We start from the raw sequence: 21228 nt of genomic DNA, 5'->3' as shown, positions 1-21228 counted from the left end.
CCCTCGCGGGGAGCGGTCAGGTCAGGGATAGGGGTGGTCTCGGCGGAAGCGAGGGCCCAGCGCACCACCTCCGCCTCCTCCCCACCGGGGGAGGAGGGAGCCCGTCGCGGCGCGGGGCAGGTTATCCCACCGCGCTCTCGAGCGCCGCGGCGACGCGCTTCAGGCCCGCCGCGACGTCGCCGCCCTTGATGTGGATCCGCAGGGCCCTCCGGCCGCGCTCGGCCAGCACCGCGAAATCGCCCCGCGCCTGCGCAGCAACCACCGTGCCGAACCCGAGCTTGCGCCCGGGGATCGCCAGGTCCTCGGTCGGATCGGCGGTGATCTGCAGGAAGACGCCGGAATCCGGCCCGCCCTTGTAGGCCTGGCCCGTCGAGTGGAGGAAGCGCGGCCCGAATTCGAGGCAGGTCGCGACCCGGCGCTTGTCGCGCACCGCGATGCGGGCGCGCTGGAGCACCGCGCGATGCCCCTCGCTGCGCGCCACATAGGCGAGGAGCGCCAGGTAATCGCCGTCGCTCATCCGCGCGAGCTGGGCGCGGATCGCCGCCTCCAGACCCTCGGCCGCCTGCGGCAGGGCCTCGGCATTCCTCGGGTCGGCGTAGAGGGCGATCGTGTCGTCCTCGAAGAGCGGGGTCTCGGCGGGCAGCGCGCCGCTCGCCTCGGCCGCCTCGAACAGCTTCTTCGTCTCGATCTTGCTCGCCTCGACGTCGGGCTGGTCGAAGGGGTTGATGCCCAGAACCGCGCCGGCCACCGCGGTGGCCATCTCGAAGCGGAAGAATTCCTGCGGCAGCTGCTCCACCGTCTCGAGGGTGATGCGGGCGACCGGGTGCCCCTCGCGCTCGAGGTTGCGCACGGCCTCGTCCTGCTGCAGGTCGGCGAAGCCGTCGAGGCGCAGATAGACGAAGAAGCGATCGCGGCCGTAGACCGCCGGCACGTCGATCGGCTCGCCGTCGATCGGGATCAGGCCCTTGCCCTGCTTGCCGGTCGATTCCGCGATGAGCTGCTCGGCCCAGGCGCCGAAGCTCGCGATGCCCGGCGAGGCGATGATCGTGACCTTGTCGCGCCCCTCGGTGTTCGCCGCGGTGCCGAGCGCGGTGCCGAGCAGGACGCCCGGATTCTGGGCCGGGGGCACGGCCGGGCCGCAGGACCGGACCATGATGCGGGCGACGTCAAGGAATTCCGCCACGTCGATGCCGATGGCGGCGGCCGGAACCAGGCCGAAGGCGGAGAGCACGGAGTAGCGCCCGCCGATCTGCGGCACGCCGTGGAAGATCTTCGCGAAGCCGTCGGCCTCGGCGGCCTTCTCCATCGCGGAGCCCGGATCCGTCACGGCGACGAAATGCGTGCCGGCCCGATCGCCGACGACCGCCTTCATGCGGCCCAGGAAGTAGTCGCGGAAGACGTTGGGCTCGAGCGTCGAGCCGGACTTGCTCGCCACGATGAAGAGGGTCGCTGGCAGGTTCACGGCCGCCTCGACGGCGCGCACCTCGTCGGGATTCGTCGAATCGAGGATGCGCAGGCGCGGGAAGCCCTCGCGGTGGCCGAAGGTCTCGGCCAGCACCTCGGGCCCGAGGCTCGATCCGCCCATGCCGAGCACGACCGCGTCCGTGAAGCCGCGCTCCTTCACCCATCCGGCGAAAGCCGCGTAATCGGCGGCCTTCGCCCGCTCGTCCTCGACGATGCGGAGCCAGCCGAGCCAGCGATCCTCGTCGGCATTCGACCAGACACTCTTGTCGTGGGCCCAGAGGCGCCGGATGGCGCCGCTCGCGCGCCACGCCTCCACGGCCTTGGCGGACGCGCTCTTGAGGCCGTCGCCGAGGCAGAGGCTCTGGCCGTCGAGCCGGTGCCCCAGGAGCGCCGCGCGCTTCTCGGCGACAGCGCCGAGGAGCTTGTCGGCCGCGTCGATGAAGAGCTGCACGCCCTCCTCGACGAGCTGGCGCGCCACCGCGTCGATGTCGATGCCGGCGCGCGCGAGCCGCGCCATCACGGCCTCGGCGCCAGCGATATCCTCCTCGATCGAGGCCCGCACGGTGCCGTGGTCGCGGAACGCGTCCATGGTGGCGGGCGGCATGGTGTTGACGGTGTTGGGGCCGATCAGCTCCTCGACGTAGAGGACGTCCGAGTAGGCCTTGTTCTTGGTGCCCGTCGAGGCCCAGAGCAGGCGCTGCGCCTTGGCGCCCTTCTCGGCCAGGGCCGTCCAGCGCGGATCCGCGAAGAGGCGCTTGTAGCGCTGATAGGCGAGCTTGGCGTTCGCGATCGCGACCTTGCCCTTGAGGGCTTCGAGAGCCGCCTTCTCGTCGGGATCGTTGGCGGCCGCGATCACCGCGTCGAGGCGCTTGTCGACCGCCGAATCGATGCGGCTGATGAAGAAGCTCGCGACGCTGGCGATGCGGGAGACGTCCTCGCCCTTGGCCGCGCGCTCGGCCAGCCCGTCGATGAAGGCGTTGGCGACCGCCTCGTAGGTGTCCTGCGCGAAGAGCAGCGTGACGTTGATGCTGATGCCCTCGGCGGTGAGCTGGCGGATTGCCGGCAGGCCGGCCGGCGTCGCCGGCACCTTCACCATCAGGTTGTCGCGCGAGACCGCCTTGTGCAGGCGGCGCGCCTCCGCGAGGGTCGCCTCGGTGTCGAGGGCGAGGTAGGGGGAGACCTCCAGGCTGACATAGCCGTCGGCGCCGTCGCTCGCCTCGTAGACCGGGCGCAGCACGTCGGCCGCGTTCCGGATGTCCTCGATGGCGAGCCCCTCGTAGAGGTCGATGACGCGGCTGTCGCCGGCCTCCTGCACGGTCTTGAGGGAGCCGTCATACTCGTTCGAGGCGCCGATCGCCTTCTCGAAGATCGACGGGTTGGAGGTGACGCCGCGCAGGCCGTCCTCCTCCACGAGCGCCTTGAGCTTGCCCTCGGCGATGAAGCCGCGCGCCACGAAATCGAGCCAGACGGCCTGATCCTGCTCGGTGTGGAGGGCCTTGAGCGCGTTCATGCCGATCTCTCCCGCGATGGTGGTGTTGCGGCGCCCCTCGGAGCGGCGGCGCCGGTCCCTGGTCCGGTCATCTCGTTCCGATGCGGTCGCGAACCGCGCCGCCGGCGCGGAACCCGAGACACCGGGCTCCCGTCCCGGGCCAGGCCTGAACGGAAGGGGCCCCGTGCCGGACGCCCACCCTCAAGATGGGGCTACGCCGGAGCGGTGCCAGACCGTCCGGCGCGCATGGCAGCCCTTCGGGGCCGCTTTGTCAGCGCTTGTGCCGCGCGATCTGATCGCGGGCGGCCTGGAGCACCTTCTCGGGGGTGAAGCCGAACTTCTTGAGAAGGTCCTTGAGGGGCGCCGAGGAGCCGAAGGTGTGCATGCCCACGATGGCTCCGGCCGAGCCCGCGTAGCGGTCCCAGCCGATCACTGAGCCCTGCTCGACGGCCACGCGCGCCAGCACCCCGGGGGGCAGCACGCTGTCGCGGTAGGCCTCGTCCTGGCGCTCGAACAGGTCCCAGGACGGCATCGAGACGACGCGGGCCTTCACGCCCTCGGCCTTCAGCGCCTCGTAGGCCCCGATGCAGAGCTGCACTTCGGAGCCCGAGCCGATCAGGATCACCTCGGGCGTCTCGTCGCCGCCGGCCAGCACGTAGGCGCCCTTGGCGACGCCCGCCGCGCTCGCGTAGGTGGCGCGGTCGAGGGTCGGCAGCGGCTGGCGGGAGAGCGCCAGCACCGCCGGCTGATCCTTGAGCGAGAAGATAAGCCGGTAGGCCTCGGCCACCTCGTTGGCATCGGCGGGCCGGAGCGTCAGGAGGCCCGGGATGGCGCGCAGCGACAGGAGCTGCTCCACCGGCTGGTGGGTCGGGCCGTCCTCGCCCACGCCGATCGAATCATGCGTGAAGACGTGGAAGATCGGCAGCTCCATCAGGGAGGCGAGGCGGATCGGGGGCCGCATGTAATCGGCGAAGACCAGGAAGGTCGCCCCGTAGGCGCGAAGCCCGACGAGGCCGAGGCCGTTCACGATCGACCCCATGGCGTGCTCGCGCACGCCGAAATGGATGTTGCGCCCGCCCGGCTCGAAGGGCGACAGGGTGCCGGCCCCCTCGAATTCGAGCTTGGTCTTGTTCGAGGGCGCGAGATCCGCCGAGCCGCCGAGCAGGAAGGGCACGCGCGGCGCGATGGCGTTGAGCACCTTGCCGGAGGATTCGCGAGTGGCGAGGCCCCTGGCATCGGCCGGGAAGACCGGGATGTCGCGGTCCCAGCCCTCGGGCAGACGGCCTTCGAGGAAGGCCGCGATGGCCTCGGCATGCTCGGGATCGTTCTCCTTGGCGGCCCGCAGGAAGCCCTCCCACTGGGCGAAGAGCTCGGCGCCGCGCGCGCCGATTCCGTCGCGGAAGGTCTCCTTGACCTCGTCCGGCACCAGGAACTGCGCGTCCTCGGGCCAGCCATAGGCGCGCTTGGCGCCCTTGACCTCATCCTCCCCGAGGGCGTCCGAGTGGGCTTTGGCGGTGTTCTGCTTCTTCGGGGCGCCGTAGCCGATGATCGAGTTGACGATGATCAGGGTCGGCCGGTCGGAGGATTGCAGGAAGGTCTCGAGCGCGGAGGCGATCGCGTGGACGTCGTTGGCGTCGGCCACCCGCAGCACTTGCCAGCCATAGGCCAGGAAGCGGGTCGCGACCTCCTCGCCGAAGGCGAGCTCGGTGTGGCCCTCGATCGTGATGGTGTTGTTGTCGTAGATCCAGCACAGGTTCGACAGGCGCAGGTGCCCGGCGATCGAGGCGGCCTCGGCCGAGACGCCCTCCATCAGGTCGCCGTCCGAGCAGATCGCGTAGACGTTGTAGTCGAAGAGCGGCAGGTCGGGCTTGTTCAGCTGCTCGCCGAGGAAGCGCCCGCCCATCGCCATGCCGACCGAGTTCGCCACGCCCTGGCCGAGGGGCCCGGTGGTGGTCTCGACGCCGGTGGTGAAGTGGTATTCGGGGTGGCCCGGCGTGCGGCTGTCGAGCTGGCGGAACTGCTTGATGTCGTCGAGCGACACGGCCGGCGCGTTGCCGCCGTCCTTCTCCGCCACCTCGGCAAGGTGGAGCAGCGCGTAGAGCAGCATCGAGGCGTGGCCGGCCGAGAGCACGAAGCGGTCCCGGTTCGGCCAGTGCGGATGGGCCGGGTCGTAGCGCAGGTACCGGTTCCACAGGGTGTAGGCGACGGGCGCGAGCGCCATCGGGGCGCCGGCATGGCCGGAATTCGCCTTCTGCACCGCGTCGATCGCCAGCGTGCGGATCGTGTCGATGCCGAGCTTGTCGACCGCGCTGAGGGCCGCCTTGGGGCCCGAATCTGCTCCGCTCATGTCTCGGTCTTCCTAATTCCTGGTCATCACGTTCGGTAGTCAGGCCTGCGCCGGCGCCTCGGCCGCGACGGCGTGACCGCCCGGCAGCACCCCCGCCCGGTCGCCGGCCTCGCCGCTCCGCTCCCTGGCCGGCCCGACGGCCCGGCTGTAGTTGAGGACGGTGTTCACCAGTGCGACGTGGCTGAAGGCCTGCGGGAAATTGCCGACGAGGCGCTTCTCCACCTGATCGTACTCTTCCGCAACCAGCCCGAGGTCGTTGCACACCCCGATCAGGCGCTCGATCATCGCCCGGGCCTCGTCGCAGCGACCGAGCCCGATCAGGTTGTCCGCGTACCAGAAGCTGCAGGGCAGGAACGCGCCCTCGCCCCCCGGCAACCCGTCCGTCGCCTGTCCTTCGGTGTCGTAGCGCAGCACGAAGCCGTCGCGCAGGAGGTGCCGGCCGATGGCCTCGACGGTGCCGACGACGCGGGGATCGTCCTGCGGCAGGAACCCCATATGGGCGATCAGCAGCAGGCTCGCGTCGAGGCGCTTCGAGCCGTAATACTGCACGAAGCTGTTGAGTTCCGGATCGAAGCCCTTCTGGCAGACCTCGGCGTGGATCTCGTCCCGGATGGCGCGCCAGCGCTCGATCGGGGAATCGGCGGCGATCTGCCGGTCCTCCTCCAGCGTGCGGATGGCCCGGTCGAAGGCCACCCAGGCCATCACCTTCGAGTGCACGAAGTGCTTGCGCCCGCCGCGCACCTCCCAGATGCCCTCGTCCGGCTCGCTCCAGACCTTCTCGAGATGCTCCATCAGGGCGAGACCGAGGTGCCAGCCGTTGCGGTCGCTCTCCATGCCGCGGCGGCGGGCCTGGTAGAGGGCGTCGAACAGCTCGCCGTAGACGTCGAGCTGGAACTGCGCCACCGCGGCGTTGCCGACCCGCACCGGGCGCGCGCCCTCGTAGCCGGGCAGCCAGTCGAGCTCGATCTCGGGGAGCAGGCGCTCGCCCGCGATGCCGTAGAGGATGTGGGCCTGCTCCGGGTTGCCGGCCACCGCCCGCAGGAGCCAGTCGCGCCAGGCGCGGGCCTCCTCGATGAAGCCCGCATCCATCAGCGCCAGCAGGGTGAAGGTCGAGTCGCGCAGCCAGCAGAACCGGTAATCCCAGTTGCGCACGCCGCCGAGCTGCTCGGGCAGCGAGGTCGTGGGCGCGGCCACGATCCCGCCGGTGGGCCGGTAGATCAGGGCCTTGAGGGTCAGGAGCGAGCGCTTGAGGATATCGTCCCAGTGCGTGCCCCCGGCGCAGCGCCGCGACCAGTCGCGCCAGAACGCGTCCGTGGCGGCCAGAACCTTGCGGGGCTCGATCGGGGGCGGGTCGTCCTCGTGGGAGGCGCCGTAGCTGAGGGTGAACGCGACGGTCTCGCCCGCGTGGACGGTGAATTCCGAGACGGTGGTCTGGTCGACGCCGTGGTGATGCGCCTTGGTGCGCAGGACCACCTTGTGGGGGCCCGAGATGGCGCGCAGGTCCCCGAGCTCGTTATGCGAGACCCAGGGCACCGCCGAGCCGTAATCGAAGCGCAGCGACAGATCCATCCGCATGGCGACCCGGCCGTGGACGCCCTCCACGAGGCGGATCAGGTGCGAGCCGTCGCCGGCCGGCATGTAATCGGTGACCAGGACCTCGCCCTCGCGGGTCTTGTGGCGCGTCTCCAGCACCAGGGTGCCGTCGCGGTAGCGGCGGCTGGTCTCCACATGCTGGGCCGCCGGGGCGATGCGCCAGAAGCCGTGCTCCTCGGTGCCCAGCAGGGCGGCGAAGCAGGCGGAGGCGTCGAAGCGCGGCCAGCACAGCCAGTCGACGCTGCCGTCCCGGCTGATCAGCGCCGCCGTGCGGCCATCGCCGACGAGGGCGTAATCCTCGATCCTGGCTGCCATGATGGTCCCTGCTCCCGGACGATGGGCCCGGAGCCCGCCGGGTCCCCGGACCAGGGCGATCCCCGAAGGCCGCGGAACCGGCCAAGCCGCGTTGGGGTCCACCTAGTCCCGGGGAGGGCCACGGTCCAGCCTGCTCACGCGTTTGCGCAGCCCCCGGCCGAGGCGCGTGCGGGGTCGCACATCCGGGCGGTGCGCGGTGTGCCGGGGCAGGCGCGGTTCGGATCGGGGCAGCCGGCGCCTCAGCGCAGGCGGTCGACCAGGACGGTGACGGAGCCGCCGAGCGCGGCCGCGCCGGTGCGCACGAAGTCGGCGGCGCGGCCCGCGGCCCGCGCGGCCGGCGCGAAGGGCAGGGCGAGGTCGGGCAGCAGGCCGTCCTCCGTCACCGCCTCGATCGTCTCGGGGGCGCGGGTTCCGGAGACCAGGCTCTCGGCGGCCTTCGGCTCCGCGGGCTGGCTTGCCAGGACGGGCTCGGGCCGGCGCGGGGTCGCCTCGCAATCGAGCCCCTGCGCGAGGCAGGGCGAGCGCCGCGGCGGCATCGCGGCGATGCGGGGCATCGCGGCGATGCGGGGCATCGGGGCGACGCGCGGCGTCGCGGCGATTCGGGGGGCGATGCGGCTCGCCACCGCCCGCGGCTCGGCCGGCAGCAGCGGATAGGCCTGCGCGAAGGCGAGGGCGGCGGAAGGCCTGGGCTCGGCGGGCGCGGCGGCGGGCTCCGGGAAGGCGTGCGGGTCGATCAGCGTCACCGTCTCGACGCCCGGCACCGGGGGGACCGGCCTGTCCTGCGCCGGCTCGCGGCAGAGGAACGAGGCGCTCGCCAGGACGAGGGCCGTCGCCAGGGTCGGCAGGAAGGGAAGGCTGGCGCTCGAACGCTCGCCGGAGGCGAGGCCGTTCGGCATCGCGTCGCACGGGGCCTGCCGAATCAAGCGACTCACCGCGCACCTCGCCTGCTGTCCGATCCGCCCCGAGAATGCGCCGCGCTTTGCGGCGGAAGCTGGGCCGTTTTCTTTCCTGTCGGTAACCCGGGGCCGATTTCGGCGCGGCCGATGGCGCCCCCCGCGCCGGGCATGCCGCTTGCGTCCGGCCTCGTCGCCGCGCTACCGCCCCCCGGACACCCGCCAGATGCCCAAAGCCGGGCCCCGATGACCGAATCCAGCCTCACCGTCGCCGTGATCGACCCGAGCCGGGCCCGCGCCGCCATCCTGGAGGAGGGCCTGCGGGCGGCCGGTATCGGCCGCGTCGTGATCATCCCCGACACCGCCGACCTCCTGGAGCGCGTCGCCGCCCTCAAGCCCGACGTGGTGGTGATCCATCTCGAGAGCCCGAGCCGGGACATCCTGGAGCAGATGTCGGTGGTCTCGCGCCAGGCGGAGCGGCCGGTGGCGATGTTCGTCGACCGCTCGGATTCCACCATGATGCAGGCGGCGGTCGATGCCGGCATCTCGGCCTACGTGGTGGACGGGCTGCGCTCGGAGCGGATCAAGCCGATCCTCGACATCGCGATCCTGCGCTTCAACGCCTTCGCGCGGCTGCAGCGGGAGCTCACGGAGGCGCGGGGGGAGCTTGCCGACCGCAAGCTGATCGAGCGCGCCAAGGGCATCCTGATGAGCCTGAAGGGCCTGTCCGAGGACGAGGCCTACAAGCAGCTCCGGCGCAAGGCGATGAACGAGAAGCGCAAGATCGCCGACATCGCCCGCGCCATCGTGACGACCGCGGATCTGCTCGGATGAGGCTGCATCTCGGCTACGTTCCCCTCTGCGACGCCGCCCCGCTCCTGGCGGCGGCCGAGATGGGCTTCGGCCGCGAGGAAGGGCTCGACCTCGACCTCTCGGCCGAGCCCTCCTGGGCGACCCTGCGCGACCGGCTGGCGCTCGGCTACCTCGACGCCGCCCACATGCTGGCGCCCCTGGCGCTGGCGAGCGCCGTGGGCCTGAGCGGCCCGCCCGCCGACCTCGCCGTGCCGCTGGGGCTCAGCCTCAACGGCAACGCCGTCACCCTGTCGAAGCCCCTCTGGGACGCGATGGCGCCCCCCGATGACGGGCTGGAAAGCGTCGCCCAGTCCCTCGCGCGGGTCGCCCGGGAACGCCGGGCGCAGGGCCGTCCGCTCACCCTCGGCACCGTGCATCCGTTCTCCAGCCACACCTACCAGCTGCGGCACCTGCTGCTGCGCGGCGGCCTCGACCTCGCGGCCATCCGCCTCGTCGCGGTGCCGCCCCAGCACAGCGTCGAGACCCTGGCCCGGGGCCTCGTGGACGGGTTCTGCGCCGGCGCGCCCTGGAACGGCGTCGCGGTGGCGGCCGGGATCGGGCGGATCGCGGCGCTCGGCTGCGAGATCGTGCCGGATTGCCCCGAGAAGGTGCTGGCCCTCTCGGGCCGGCTCGGCGAGGCGGCCCTGCCCCTGGTCCGGGCGGTGGCGCGGGCGGGGCTCTGGTGCGGCCACGAGGCCAACCGGGTGGAGCTGGCGCACCGCCTGGCGCGCCGCTCCGCCCTCGGCCAGGAGGCCGGCCTGATCGCCCGCTGCCTGGAGGGCGAGATCATCGTCGATTCCGCCGGGCGCCGGCGCCGCGCGCCCGATTACATCCGCCTCGGCGCCCCGGCCCAGAGGCCGGGCCGGGAGCAGGCGCGCTGGCTCTTCGCCGAGATGGCGGCGGCCGGCCAGGTTCCCTCCGGACCGGACCTGCGCGAGGCGGTCGAGGCCATCTACCGGCCCGACCTGTTCGAGGCCGCCGGGCCCGTCGCGTGAGGACTCGCGGCAGGCGCGGAACTCGCGCGCCGGGCCCCCCGCGGCGGCATGGAACGGGCGCGCCGGATCGCCGTTATCTGCTCGCCATGCCAAGCTGCCGCCGCTCCTTCAGCTCGAACCTGCCGCCCACGGGGCACGCCCGGGTCGAGCTGTCGCGCTACGTGCGGCTTCGCGCCGTGCCGCCGCGGCCCGCCAACGACAACCGTTCCGCCTCGGCCCCGAAGCTCTGGCACTGGGCCGTCGCCATCGGCACGGCCCCCACCATCGGCCTCGCGCTCGCCCTCACCATCCTGATCTGAGCCCGAAGCCGGCCTGAGCGTGCGGATCGTCGCCGCCTGACGCTCGACCGCGGCACCGGCTTGCCGCATTCGAATCCAAACGCCTCAATTTTGTGCAGCGCACGCGTCCCCGCCGGGCCCTCATGCGTGTCCAGCCGCGGCGCGAAATTCCTGATCCCGATCAGTGGCTTGGCGTCCAAAGCGGCCTCTGGCACGGAACCTGCTCTCATCCTCACGTCCGTCAATGGCGACGGGCAGCACCGTCAGCGAGGCCGCTGATCCGGTCGTCTCGCGGGGGCTGACCCCGTCGGGTGACGAACGGCAGCGGCTTTTTTCGTGGCGGCCCGCCCACGAGCATCGAGGATGAGACCCGACACGCGATGGCGACCCCCCGGACGGATTCCCAGGCAGCGATGCGCGAGCGCCTCGTTGTCGTCGGCAACGGCATGGCCTCCCTGCGCTTCCTGGAGCGCCTGACGGAGGGCGCGCCGGGCCTCTACGACGTGACGGTGGTGGGCGCCGAGCCGGTGGCCGCCTACAACCGGGTCCTGCTCTCCTCGCTGCTCGGCGGCGAGGTCGACGAGGCGGCCTGCGCCTTCCGTGGCCTCGACTGGTACGAGAGCCACGGCATCCGCCTGATCACGGGCGCCCCCGTCACCGCGATCGACCGCGAGAACGCGCTGGCGATCGTCGGCGAGACCCACGTCCTTCCCTTCGACAAGCTGGTGCTCGCCGTCGGCTCCACGCCGATCCGGCTGCCGAAACCCGGCATCGACCTGCCCGGCGTCATCACCTTCCGCGACCTCGCCGACGTCGCCGCCATCCGCCGGGCGGCCGTCCGGCACGCCAGGGCCGTCGTCATCGGGGGCGGCCTGCTCGGGCTTGAGGCGGCGGTCGGGCTCAGTCGCCTCGGCATCGACACGACCCTCCTGCACGTCATGGACCGGTTGATGGAGCGCCAGCTCGATCATGCCGCCGCCGGCCTCGTGAAGCGCGCCATGGAGGCCCGCGGCGTCAAGGTGATGCTCAAGGCCGACACCGCCTCGATCGACGGCGACGGCCGGGTCGAGAGCCTGACCTTGTCCGACGGCACCGTGCTGCCGGCCGACCTCGTGGTGATGTCGGTGGGCGTGCGCCCCTCGGTGGCTTTGGCGCAGGGCGCCGGCCTCGAGACCGGGCGCGGCATCAAGGTCGACGACCGGATGGCGACCTCGGATCCGCGCATCTTCGCCCTCGGCGAATGCGCCGAGCACCGCGGCATGACCTACGGCCTCGTCGAGCCCGCCTACGAGCAGGCCGAGGTGCTGAGCCGCCACCTCGCGGGGGAGGCCGGCGCCTATCAGGGCACCGCGCTCGCGACGAGCCTCAAGGTCTCGGGCCTCCCGGTCTTCTCGGCCGGGGTGGTCGACACGCCGGAGAGCGCCGAGGCCATCGTGCTGAGCGATCCCGGCGCCGGGCTCTACCGCAAGCTCCTCGTCGAGGACGAGCGCCTGATCGGCGCGGTCTTCGTCGGCGATATCGGCGAGCAGGGCTGGTGCAAGGCCCTGATCCGGTCCGGCGAGCCCGTCACCGGCCATCTCGACGACCTCATGTTCGGGCGCCCGGCCGCCGCGCCGAGCACCCCTCAGACCCTCGCAGCGTGACGGAGGCTGACCGTGGCTGAAGACTTCAACCCCGAGCAGAAGCGCTACCTCGAAGGCTTCGCCTCCGGCATCGCGGCGGCCCGCCTCACGGGCGGCCTCGCCCTCGGCCAGGGTGGCGGCGGTGGCGCGCCGGCCGAGCCCACGGGCCCGGACGCGATCCACATCCGGGCGCAGGACGCCACCGTGAAGGCCGGCGGCAAGCTCTGCGACCAGGAGAAGTGGAAGCGGGCCGAGAACCCCTTCGAGGGCCATAACCGGCTCATCAGCGAGGCCGCGACCGGCAGCGCCCCGAAGCCCGAGGACAATTTCCGCTGGCGCTATCACGGCCTGTTCTGGGTCGCGCCGGCCCAGAATTCCTACATGTGCCGCCTGCGCATCCCCAACGGCATCCTGCAGCACTGGCAGTTCGCCGGCATCGCCGACCTCGCGGACGCGCATGGCGGCGGCTACAGCCACGTGACAACGCGGGCGAATCTCCAGGTCCGCGAGATCGCGCCCGAGCACGGGCAGCCCTTCCTGGACGGGCTGATCGATCTCGGCCTGACCGCCCGGGGGGCGGGCGCCGACAACATCCGCAACGTCACGGGTTCGCCCGTGGCCGGCATCGACGCGCAGGAGCTGCTCGACACCCGGCCGCTCGCCAAGTCCTGGCACAACTGGATCCTGAACGACCGCTCCCTCTTCGGCCTGCCGCGCAAGTTCAACGTCGCCTTCGACGGCGGCGGCGTCATGCCGGTCTTGGAGGAGACCAACGATATCGGCTTCCAGGCCGTGCGGGTGCTGGAGGGCGCGAATGTCGAGGCGGGCGTGTGGATGCGCCTCGTCCTCGGCGGCATCTCGGGCCACCGCGACCTCGCCCGCGACACCGGGGTGGTGCTGCGCCCCGCCGAGTGCAACCGCGTGGCCGACGCGATCCTGCGGGTCTTCATCCAAAACGGCGACCGCACCAACCGCAACAAGTCGCGCATGAAGTACGTCCTCGATGCCTGGGGCTTCGACAAGTACCTCGCCGCCGTCGAGGAGGTTCTGGGCCGCAAGCTCGATCGGGTCGACCCCGCCCATATCGCCCCCCGTGGCCGGATGGACCGCTTCGCCCATGTGGGCGTCCATCGACAGGTCCAGGCGGGGCTGAACTGGATCGGCGTGATCCTGCCGGTGGGCAAGATGACCAGCGACCAGATGCGCGCGCTGGCCAAAATCGCCGCCGAATGCGGCGACGGCGCCATCCGGATGACGGTCTGGCAGAACTTCCTGTTCTCGGGCGTTCCGGACGCGAAGGTGGCCGAGGTCGAGGCGCGCGTGGCGGCGCTCGGGCTCACCACCGAGGCGTCGAGCATCCGCGCCGGCCTCGTCGCCTGCACGGGCAGCCGGGGCTGCAAGTTCGCGGCCTCCGACACGAAGGGCCACGCCCTCGTCATCGCGGATTACATCGAGGCGAACCTGAAGGAGCTGGACGTGCCCGTGAACGTCCACCTCACCGGCTGCCATCACAGCTGCGCCCAGCACTACATCGGCGATATCGGGCTCATCGGCGCCAAGGTCGTGGTCTCGGAGGAGGGCGACACCGTCGAGGGCTACGACATCGTGGTCGGCGGCGGCTTCGGCGACAGCCCGAAGATCGGCACCGAGATCTGGAAGGCGGTCAAGGCCGAGGATTGCCCCGGCCGGATCGAGGCGCTGCTGCGCGCCTACCTCAAGGGCCGCGAGAGCCAGGCCGAGAGCTTCCAGGCCTTCACCGGCCGCACCGGGCCCGATTCCCTCCGTTCGCTGGCCGAAGACCAGCCCGTCCTGAAGGCCGCAGCATGAGCGAGCACGTCACGCCCCCCCTCGTCCTCATCCCGGAGACCGCGCCCTTCAACCCCGACCAGCGCTCCTGGCTGTCGGGCTATTTCGCGGCGCTCCTCGGCCCCGCCGTCGCGGGCGCGACGGCGCTCGCGCCCGGCGAGGCCCCGGGCGGCCCCCGGCTCGCCGACAACGACGACGCCCCCTGGCACGACCCCTCCCTCCCGATCGCCGACCGGATGGAGATGGCGCGGGAGCGGCCCGAGCCGCAGAAGCTGATGGCCGCCATGGCCCAGCAGGATTGCGGCCAGTGCGGCTACAATTGCGCCGATTACGCCAACGCGATCTTCCTCAAGAGCGAGGAGCGGCTGAACCTCTGCCAGCCGGGCGGCAAGGACACCCTCCGGATGCTGAAGAAGCTCGGGGAGGAGTTCGGCGCGGGCGCGCCCCCGAAGGCGGGCGAGGCAGGCGAGGCGCCGGCCGGGGCGGCCGATCTCGGCCCCCTCGGGCTCTGCCGCGAGAACCCGGTCGAGGCGACGTTTCTCTCGCGCACGCGCCTCAACGCGCCCGGCGGCGAGAAGGAGACCTGGCATATCGAGATCGACCTGCGCGACACGCCGATCACCTACGCGGTGGGGGATTCCCTCGGGCTGTTCCCGGCCAATGCCCCGGCCCTCGTCGACGCGGTCATCGCCGAGCTCGGGGCGCGCCCGGAGCGCCTGATCGGCGCCAAGACCCTGCGCCAGCACCTGCTCACCGACTACGCCCTCGGGGCCGCGCCGGACAGCCTCTACCAGCTGCTCTCCCTCCTCACCGCCGGCGAGGCGCGCCGGAAGGCCAAGGCGCTGGCCGCCGGCGAGGATCCGGACGGCGACGCCGCCTATCTCGACGTGCTCGGCGCGCTCCACAAGTTCCCGGGCGCGCGCCCCGATGCCGAGGTCTTCCTCGAATCCCTTGAGGCTTTGCAACCCCGGCTCTACTCGATCTCGTCCTCGCCCAAGGCCGATCCGGGCCGGGTCTCCCTCACGATCGACGCGGTGCGCTACAATCATCGCTCGCGGCTGCGCCTGGGCGTCGCCTCGACCCATCTCGGCGAGCGCCTGCCCGAGCAGACCAAGGTCAAGATCTACCTGCAGAAGGCGCACGGGTTCGGCCTGCCCGAGGATCTTTCGAAGGACGTGATCATGTGCGGCCCGGGCACCGGCGTCGCCCCGTTCCGCGCCTTCCTGCGCGAGCGCGCCGCCACCGGGGCGCCGGGCCGCAACTGGCTGTTCTACGGCCATCAGCGCCAGGCCTCGGACTTCTTCTACAAGGACGAGCTGAACCGGCTGAAGGACGACAAGGTGCTGACCCGCCTGTCGCTGGCCTGGTCGCGCGACGGAGCCGAGAAGACCTACGTCCAGGACCGGATGCGCGAGAACGGCGCCGAGTTGTGGAAATGGCTCGAAGGAGGCGCCCATTTCTACGTCTGCGGCGATGCCAAGCGCATGGCCAAGGACGTCGAGCGGGCGATCATCGACGTCGCCGCCGAGCATGGCGGGAAGTCGCCCGAGGCGGCGGTGGCGTATTTCGCGGCCCTCAAGAAGGCCGGCCGCTACCAGGCCGACGTCTACTGAGCCGGCGCGGGCGGCGGGCGCAAGGCCCGACTCTTGCTCGCGCCCATCCCGAGACCACGCCTGAGGATCACCCCATGACCGTCCCGGTGCCGGACCCGTCCTCCGTCGTGCGGACCACCTGCCCGTATTGCGGCGTCGGCTGCGGCGTCCTCGCGACCCCGGACGGGCAGGGGGGCGCCGGCATCGCGGGCGACCCCGAGCACCCGGCGAATTTCGGCCGGCTCTGCTCGAAGGGATCGGCGCTCGGCGAGACCCTGTCGCTGGAGAACCGCCTGCTGCACCCGATGCTCGACGGCGCCCGGGTCTCCTGGGAGGCGGCGCTCGGCAGCGTCGCCGGCGGCCTGCGCCGGACCGCCGAGCAGCACGGCCCGGAATCGATCGCCTTCTATCTCTCGGGCCAACTCCTCACCGAGGATTACTACGTCGCAAACAAGCTCGCGAAGGGCTTCCTCGGCACGCCGCATGTCGACACCAATTCGCGGCTCTGCATGTCCTCCGCGGTCGCCGCGCACCGGCGCGCCTTCGGCTCCGACACGGTGCCGGGCTGCTACGAGGATCTCGACGAGGCCGACGTGATCGTGCTCGTCGGCTCGAACACGGCCTGGTGCCACCCGATCCTGTTCCGCCGCATGGTCGATGCGCGGGCCAAGCGCGGCACCACGCTCGTGGTGATCGATCCCCGCCGCACCCAGACGGGCGAGGAGGCCGACCTCTTTCTCGGGCTCAAGCCCGGCACCGACACGGCCCTGTTCTCCGGCCTCCTCGTCCACCTCGCCGAGAGCGGCGCCCTCGACCAGCGCTTCATCGCCGAGCACACGGCGGGCTTCGAGGCGGCCCTCGACCGGGCCCGCGCCATCGCCCCGAGCCTTGCCGCCACCGCCCTGGCGACCGGCCTCGACGAGGCCGAAATCGGGCGCTTCTTCGACCTCTTCGCGAAGACGCCCCGGGTCGTCACGGCCTTCTCGCAGGGCGCGAACCAATCGGCGCAGGGCACCGACAAGGGCAACGCCATCATCAATTGCCACCTCGCCACGGGACGGATCGGCCAGGCGGGCGCCGGGCCCTTCTCGCTGACCGGCCAGCCCAACGCCATGGGCGGGCGCGAGGTCGGGGGCCTGGCCAACATGCTGGCCGCCCACATGCACTTCGCCCCCGAGGAGGTGGACCGGGTGCGCCGCTTCTGGGCCGCGCCGCGCATCATCACGGGCGAGGGCATGAAGGCGGTCGCCCTGTTCGAGGCGATCGAACGCGGCAAGATCAAGGCCCTGTGGGTGATGGGCACCAACCCGCTCGTGTCGATGCCCCGCGCCGACGCCATAAAGGCGTCGCTGCGCAAGCTCGACCTCTACGTCGTCTCGGAGGTGATGGCCGACAGCGACACCGCCCGCGCCGCGGGCCGGCGCACCGTGCTGCTGCCCGCCCTGGGCTGGGGCGAGAAGAACGGCACGGTGACGAATTCCGAGCGCCGCATCTCGCGCCAGCGCGCCTTCCTGAAGCCGCCCGGCGAGGCCCGGCCGGATTGGGCGATCCTCAGCGACGTCGCCCGGCGCCTCGGCCACGGGCAAAACTTCGCCTACCTGTCGGCCGCCGCGATCTTCCGCGAGCACGCCGCCCTCTCGGCCTTCGAGAACAACGGCACCCGCGATTTCGACATCGGCGCCTTGAGCGACATCAGCGACGGCGCCTACGCGGCGAACCGGCCGGTGCAATGGCCGCTGCCGAAGCGCGGCGGCGCCGGCCAGAAGGGCCGGGCGCGGCTCTTCGCGGACGGGCGCTTCTACACCTTCGACGAACGCGCCCGCTTCGTCGCGGTGCAGCCCCCGGCGCTCGCGCAGGACACCAGCACGGCCTATCCGATGGTGCTCAACACCGGCCGCGTGCGCGACCACTGGCACACCATGACGCGGACGGGGAAGAGCCAGCGCCTCTCGGCCCACCGGGCGGTGCCCTTCTGCGAGATCCACCCCGACGATGCCGGCCCCCTCGGCATCCGGGACGGCGCCCTCTGCGAGGTCGCGAGCGAGCACGGCACGGCCGAGCTCGAGGCGATGGTGACGGAGGGCGTGCGCCCCGGCAGCCTGTTCATGCCGATGCACTGGAGCGACGCTACCGCCTCGCAGGCGCGCGTCGGCGCCGTGGTGCGCGGCGTGCCCGATCCCGTCTCCGGCCAACCCGAGCTGAAGGCGACGCCCGCGCGCGTCCGCCCCGTCGCCTACCGCTCCCGCGGCTTCCTGCTCACCCGCGCCCCGCACGCGGCCCCGGCGGGCTGGTGGTGGGCGCGCGCCACCATCCTGGGCGGCTCGGCGCTGCAATTCGCCACGCAGGACGGCTCCCGCGAGATCGCCCTGCTGATGCGCGGCGCCTTCCAGGGCCTGGAACTCGCCGAATATGCCGACCACGCCCGCGGCCGCTATCGCGGCGCCGTCTACGAGGCGGGGCGCCTCGTCGCCTGCCTGTCCCTGGCGCCCGCCGAGGACAAGCCCGATTGGGAGGCCGCCAAGGCCCTGTTCGCGCAAGCCGAGCCCGAGGCGCCGGAGCGCCGCGCCCTGCTCTCCGGCCGCGCCGCCGCGGCCGCCGCCGGCCCCACGATCTGCGCCTGCCACGGCGTCGGCCTCGAGGTCATCGCGGGCGTGATCGCGGCGGGTGCCGGCAGCGTCGAGGCGGTGGGGGCGGCCTGCAAGGCCGGCACGAATTGCGGCTCCTGCATACCGGAGATTCGCAAGCTCCTGCCCGAGACGCTTGCGCGCAGCGCCGCCTGAGGGCCATCTAGCGGCACCGTCCCGACCCTTCCCGGTCCGGAACGGGGTCACCTGAACCTGAAGTCCGATCGGCGCGACAACCATGAGCACACCCCGCCAGCCCCGCGAGACGCGCGGCCAAGGGCTCGAACCCCTCGCCGTCCTGCCCGTCTTCGTCCCGCTCCAGGGCAAGCGCGCCGTGCTGGCCGGCTCGAATGGCGGCGCGCCCTGGAAGGTGAAGCTGCTGGCGGCGGCCGGAGCCGAGGTCGACGTCTACGCGCCCGAGCCGAGCGAGGAGCTCGCCGCCGTGCCGGGCGACATCGTGGCGGGCCGCGTCACGCTGCATCGCCGCCCATGGGCGCCGGAGGACCTGACGGGCGCCGCCTTCTGCATCGGGGCCATGGAGGACGAGGCCGATTGCGTGGCCTTCGTGGCGGCCGCGCGAGCCGCGGGCGCCATCGTCAACGCCGTCGACCGGCCCCATCTCTGCGACGTCAAGTTCGGCGCCATCGTCAACCGATCGCCCCTCGTGGTCGGCATCTCGACGGAGGGCGCCGCCCCGGTCTTCGGCCAGACCGTGCGGGCCCGGATCGAGGCGATGCTGCCGCGGGGCTTCGCCACCTGGGTCGCCGCCGCCCGCGACTGGCGCGACCAAGTCTCCGCCCGCTTCCACGGATTCTCGGAGCGCCGCCACTTCTGGGAGCGCTTCACCGACCGCGCCTTCGCGGAGCCCGACCGGGCCCCGGGCGCGCACGACCTCGCCGATCTCCTCGGCGAGACCCAGGCCGCCCCGAAGGGCGGGGCCGTCACCCTCGTGGGCGCCGGGCCGGGGGATGCCGAATTGCTGACCCTGAAGGCGCTCCGGGCTTTGCGCAACGCCGACGTGATCCTGTACGACGACCTCGTGGCGCCCGAGATCCTCGACTACGCCCGGCGCGAGGCCCGCACCATGCTGGTCGGCAAGACCGGGCACGGGCCCTCCTGCCGCCAGGACGACATCAACGCCCTGATGGTCCAGCTCGCCCGCACCGGCAAGCAGGTGGTGCGGCTGAAATCCGGCGACCCCCTGGTCTTCGGCCGGGCCGGCGAGGAGATCGACGCCTGCCATCGCGCCGGCATCCCCGTCGCGGTGGTGCCGGGGGTGAGCGCGGCGCAGGGCGCGGCGGCCTCCCTCGGGGTCTCCCTGACCCACCGCGACGCGGCGCGCCGCCTGCAATTCGTCACCGGCCACGACCGCCGGGGGGCGCTGCCCGAGGACCTGAACTGGGGCGCGCTCGCCGATCCGAGCGTGACGACCGTCGTCTACATGCCTAAGCGCACCCTGCGGGTGCTGCTCGCGCGCGCCATCGCGGAGGGCCTCGCGCCCGCCACCCCCGCCCTCGTCACCTTCAACGCGACGCGCCCGAACCAGGCCGTTGTGCGCGGCACCGCCGCCGACCTCGCCGACCGCGTCGAGGCCTCGGGCCTCGAGGGCCCGGCGATCCTGATGGTGGGCGAGGCCCTGTCCCGCGCCGCCGCCCAGGCGGTGGAGGCCGCGCCGGCCGCGGCTTCGTCCTGAGCGGGCCCATCCTCCCGCGCATCCCATCCCGGCCGGACTCCTCCGGCCGGATCTGACCGGGGCCGGATCCGACCGGCGGGCCAGGGCGGATGCGGGGTCCGGATCGCCCGGGGCGATGCCGGCCCCTCGCCAGCGTACGCAGGGCGGCACCGCCACCCGCCCTTCATGCATTCCGTGCCAATCTTAGGCGCCGGCCCGCTCCTTCCGCGCGGGGCCGCCCCCCGAGCCAGGCACCAACCGACGCAGGGCCATGCCGCGACGCCCCTTCTACCGCCGCTCGCTGGTGCGGCTGCGCGACGCTTCGGTGGATGCCTTCGCGATCTGGCGCCGGCGCCTGCTGTTCCTCCTCGGGGGCATCTGCGTCGGGCTCGCGGCGGTGCTGATGGCCAAGGTCGCGGACGCGGCGCAGGCCGGGTTCAAGCTCGTCCTCGCGGTCTCGCCCTGGATCGCCCTCGTGATGACGCCCCTCGGCTTCGGGCTCGCGGCCCTGCTCGCCCTCACGGTGTTCCCGAACTCGCAAGGCTCCGGCATCCCGCAGGTGATCGCGGCCCGCCACACCCGCGATTCCGGTTTCCGCCACGCCCTGGTCTCGCTCCGCGTCGCCTTCGGCAAGATCGTGGTGATGGCCCTCGGGCTCCTCTGCGGCGCCTCCGCCGGCCGCGAGGGGCCGACCGTGCAGGTCGGGGCGGCCCTCATGGCGGCGGTGGGCCGGCTGACGCCGGAGCGCCTGCCGGGTCTGATCCTGGCGGGCGGCGCGGCCGGGGTCGCGGCGGCGTTCAACACCCCGCTCGCCGGCATCGTCTTCGGCATCGAGGAACTGGGACGGACCTACGAGGCGCGCACCACCGGCCTGATCGTCGCCGCCATCGTGGCGGCCGGCCTCACCTCCCTCTGGCTCGTCGGGAACTACACCTATTTCGGCACCACCAGGGCGACCCTGGCGATCGGCCCGGGCTGGATCGTGGTGCCGCTCCTCGGCGTCCTGGGCGGGCTCGGCGGCGGCCTGTTCAGCCGCATCGTGATCCTGTTCGGGCGCGGGCTCCCGGGCCTGCCCGGCCGGCTCATCGCCCGCCGCCCGGTGGTGTTCGCAATGCTCTGCGGCCTCGGCGTCGCCCTCTGTGGCCTCGCCACGGGGGGCGCCATCTACGGCACCGGCTACGAGGAGGCCCGCGCGATCCTGCACGGGGACGCGGCGGTGCGGACCGGGTTCGCGCCGCTGAAATTCGCCGCCACCGTCCTGTCCTCGATCAGCGGCATCCCGGGCGGCCTGTTCGCCCCCTCCCTCGCGGTCGGGGCGGGGCTCGGGGCCCATTGGCACGCGCTGTTCCCGGAGGTCTCGATCGGCGCCCTCGTTCTGCTGGGCATGGTCGCCTACCTGACCGGCGTGCTGCAGGCGCCGATCACCTCCTTCGTCATCGTCACCGAGATGACCCAGGACCACGCCATGATGATCCCCCTGATGATCGCGGCCCTGATCGCCGACGCCGCCTCGAAGCTCGTCTGCCGCGGCGGCCTCTACCACGCCCTCGCGGACATCCTGCTCGCCCGGGCCGATCCCGCCGCGCCGCCGGTCAAGCGAACGGCCTGACGGGCGAGAAAGCGCGGACGCGATCCGGAACGGTTGAGCTTTGGCCGGGTTATCGCTCGATTCTCTCGACTCTGACG

Annotated in this window: 13 protein-coding genes; 9 read left to right on the top strand and 4 right to left on the bottom strand. The window is 72.4% G+C overall.

Annotated elements, in window-relative coordinates; genetic code table 11:
- Positions 1-121 precede the first annotated feature (121 nt).
- The 4 genes from F6X53_RS17325 to F6X53_RS17310 form a co-directional block, all read right to left on the bottom strand.
- A complete protein-coding gene (locus tag F6X53_RS17325; protein WP_151001448.1) occupies positions 122-2974 on the bottom strand; it encodes a bifunctional transaldolase/phosoglucose isomerase in 2853 nt (950 codons plus the stop codon).
- A gap of 250 nt (positions 2975-3224) precedes the next feature.
- On the bottom strand, positions 3225-5300 hold the full coding sequence (tkt, locus tag F6X53_RS17320; RefSeq protein ID WP_151001447.1) for a transketolase: 2076 nt from the start codon (positions 5298-5300) through the stop codon (positions 3225-3227).
- 39 nt (positions 5301-5339) lie between these two features.
- The gene (locus tag F6X53_RS17315) at positions 5340-7208 is read right to left on the bottom strand and encodes a glycoside hydrolase family 15 protein (RefSeq protein WP_151001446.1); all 1869 of its coding nucleotides are present in this window, start codon (positions 7206-7208) and stop codon (positions 5340-5342) included.
- Between the two features lie 239 nt (positions 7209-7447).
- Positions 7448-8140, bottom strand: a complete 693-nt coding sequence (locus F6X53_RS17310; RefSeq protein ID WP_151001445.1) for a hypothetical protein — start codon at positions 8138-8140, stop codon at positions 7448-7450.
- A gap of 207 nt (positions 8141-8347) precedes the next feature.
- Between F6X53_RS17310 and F6X53_RS17305 the strand changes: the two genes are divergently transcribed.
- The 9 genes from F6X53_RS17305 to F6X53_RS17265 all read left to right on the top strand — a co-directional run bounded on the left by F6X53_RS17305 (position 8348) and on the right by F6X53_RS17265 (position 21151).
- Complete coding sequence (locus F6X53_RS17305; RefSeq protein ID WP_151001444.1) at positions 8348-8935, top strand: ANTAR domain-containing response regulator; 588 nt, start codon at positions 8348-8350, stop codon at positions 8933-8935.
- The gene (locus F6X53_RS17300; protein ID WP_151001443.1) at positions 8932-9948 is read left to right on the top strand and encodes a CmpA/NrtA family ABC transporter substrate-binding protein; all 1017 of its coding nucleotides are present in this window, start codon (positions 8932-8934) and stop codon (positions 9946-9948) included. The genes F6X53_RS17305 and F6X53_RS17300 overlap by 4 nt, the downstream gene beginning before the upstream one ends.
- A gap of 86 nt (positions 9949-10034) precedes the next feature.
- Complete coding sequence (locus tag F6X53_RS17295) at positions 10035-10247, top strand: hypothetical protein (protein WP_151001442.1); 213 nt, start codon at positions 10035-10037, stop codon at positions 10245-10247.
- Positions 10248-10639: 392 nt separating this feature from the next.
- Positions 10640-11869 carry an NAD(P)/FAD-dependent oxidoreductase gene (locus F6X53_RS17290; protein WP_151001531.1) on the top strand — a complete coding sequence of 410 codons (1230 nt, stop codon included), beginning with the start codon at positions 10640-10642 and terminating at the stop codon, positions 11867-11869.
- Positions 11870-11881: 12 nt separating this feature from the next.
- Complete coding sequence (locus tag F6X53_RS17285; RefSeq protein ID WP_151001441.1) at positions 11882-13675, top strand: NirA family protein; 1794 nt, start codon at positions 11882-11884, stop codon at positions 13673-13675.
- Positions 13672-15267, top strand: coding sequence for a sulfite reductase subunit alpha (locus F6X53_RS17280; protein WP_151001440.1), 1596 nt, complete (start codon positions 13672-13674; stop codon positions 15265-15267). Before F6X53_RS17285 ends, F6X53_RS17280 begins: the two co-directional genes overlap by 4 nt.
- Positions 15268-15341: 74 nt before the next feature.
- A complete protein-coding gene (locus F6X53_RS17275; RefSeq protein WP_151001439.1) occupies positions 15342-18026 on the top strand; it encodes a nitrate reductase in 2685 nt (894 codons plus the stop codon).
- An 82-nt stretch (positions 18027-18108) separates the two neighbouring features.
- Positions 18109-19563, top strand: coding sequence for a siroheme synthase CysG (gene cysG, locus F6X53_RS17270; protein WP_151001438.1), 1455 nt, complete (start codon positions 18109-18111; stop codon positions 19561-19563).
- Between the two features lie 250 nt (positions 19564-19813).
- Positions 19814-21151, top strand: a complete 1338-nt coding sequence (locus F6X53_RS17265) for a chloride channel protein (RefSeq protein ID WP_151001437.1) — start codon at positions 19814-19816, stop codon at positions 21149-21151.
- The last annotated feature ends 77 nt before the right edge of the window (positions 21152-21228 follow it).

The organism is Methylobacterium soli (genome assembly GCF_008806385.1).
GTDB lineage: Bacteria > Pseudomonadota > Alphaproteobacteria > Rhizobiales > Beijerinckiaceae > Methylobacterium > Methylobacterium soli.
Note: the sequence above shows the minus strand (reverse complement) of the source record. Positions and strands in the feature narration are given on the sequence as shown.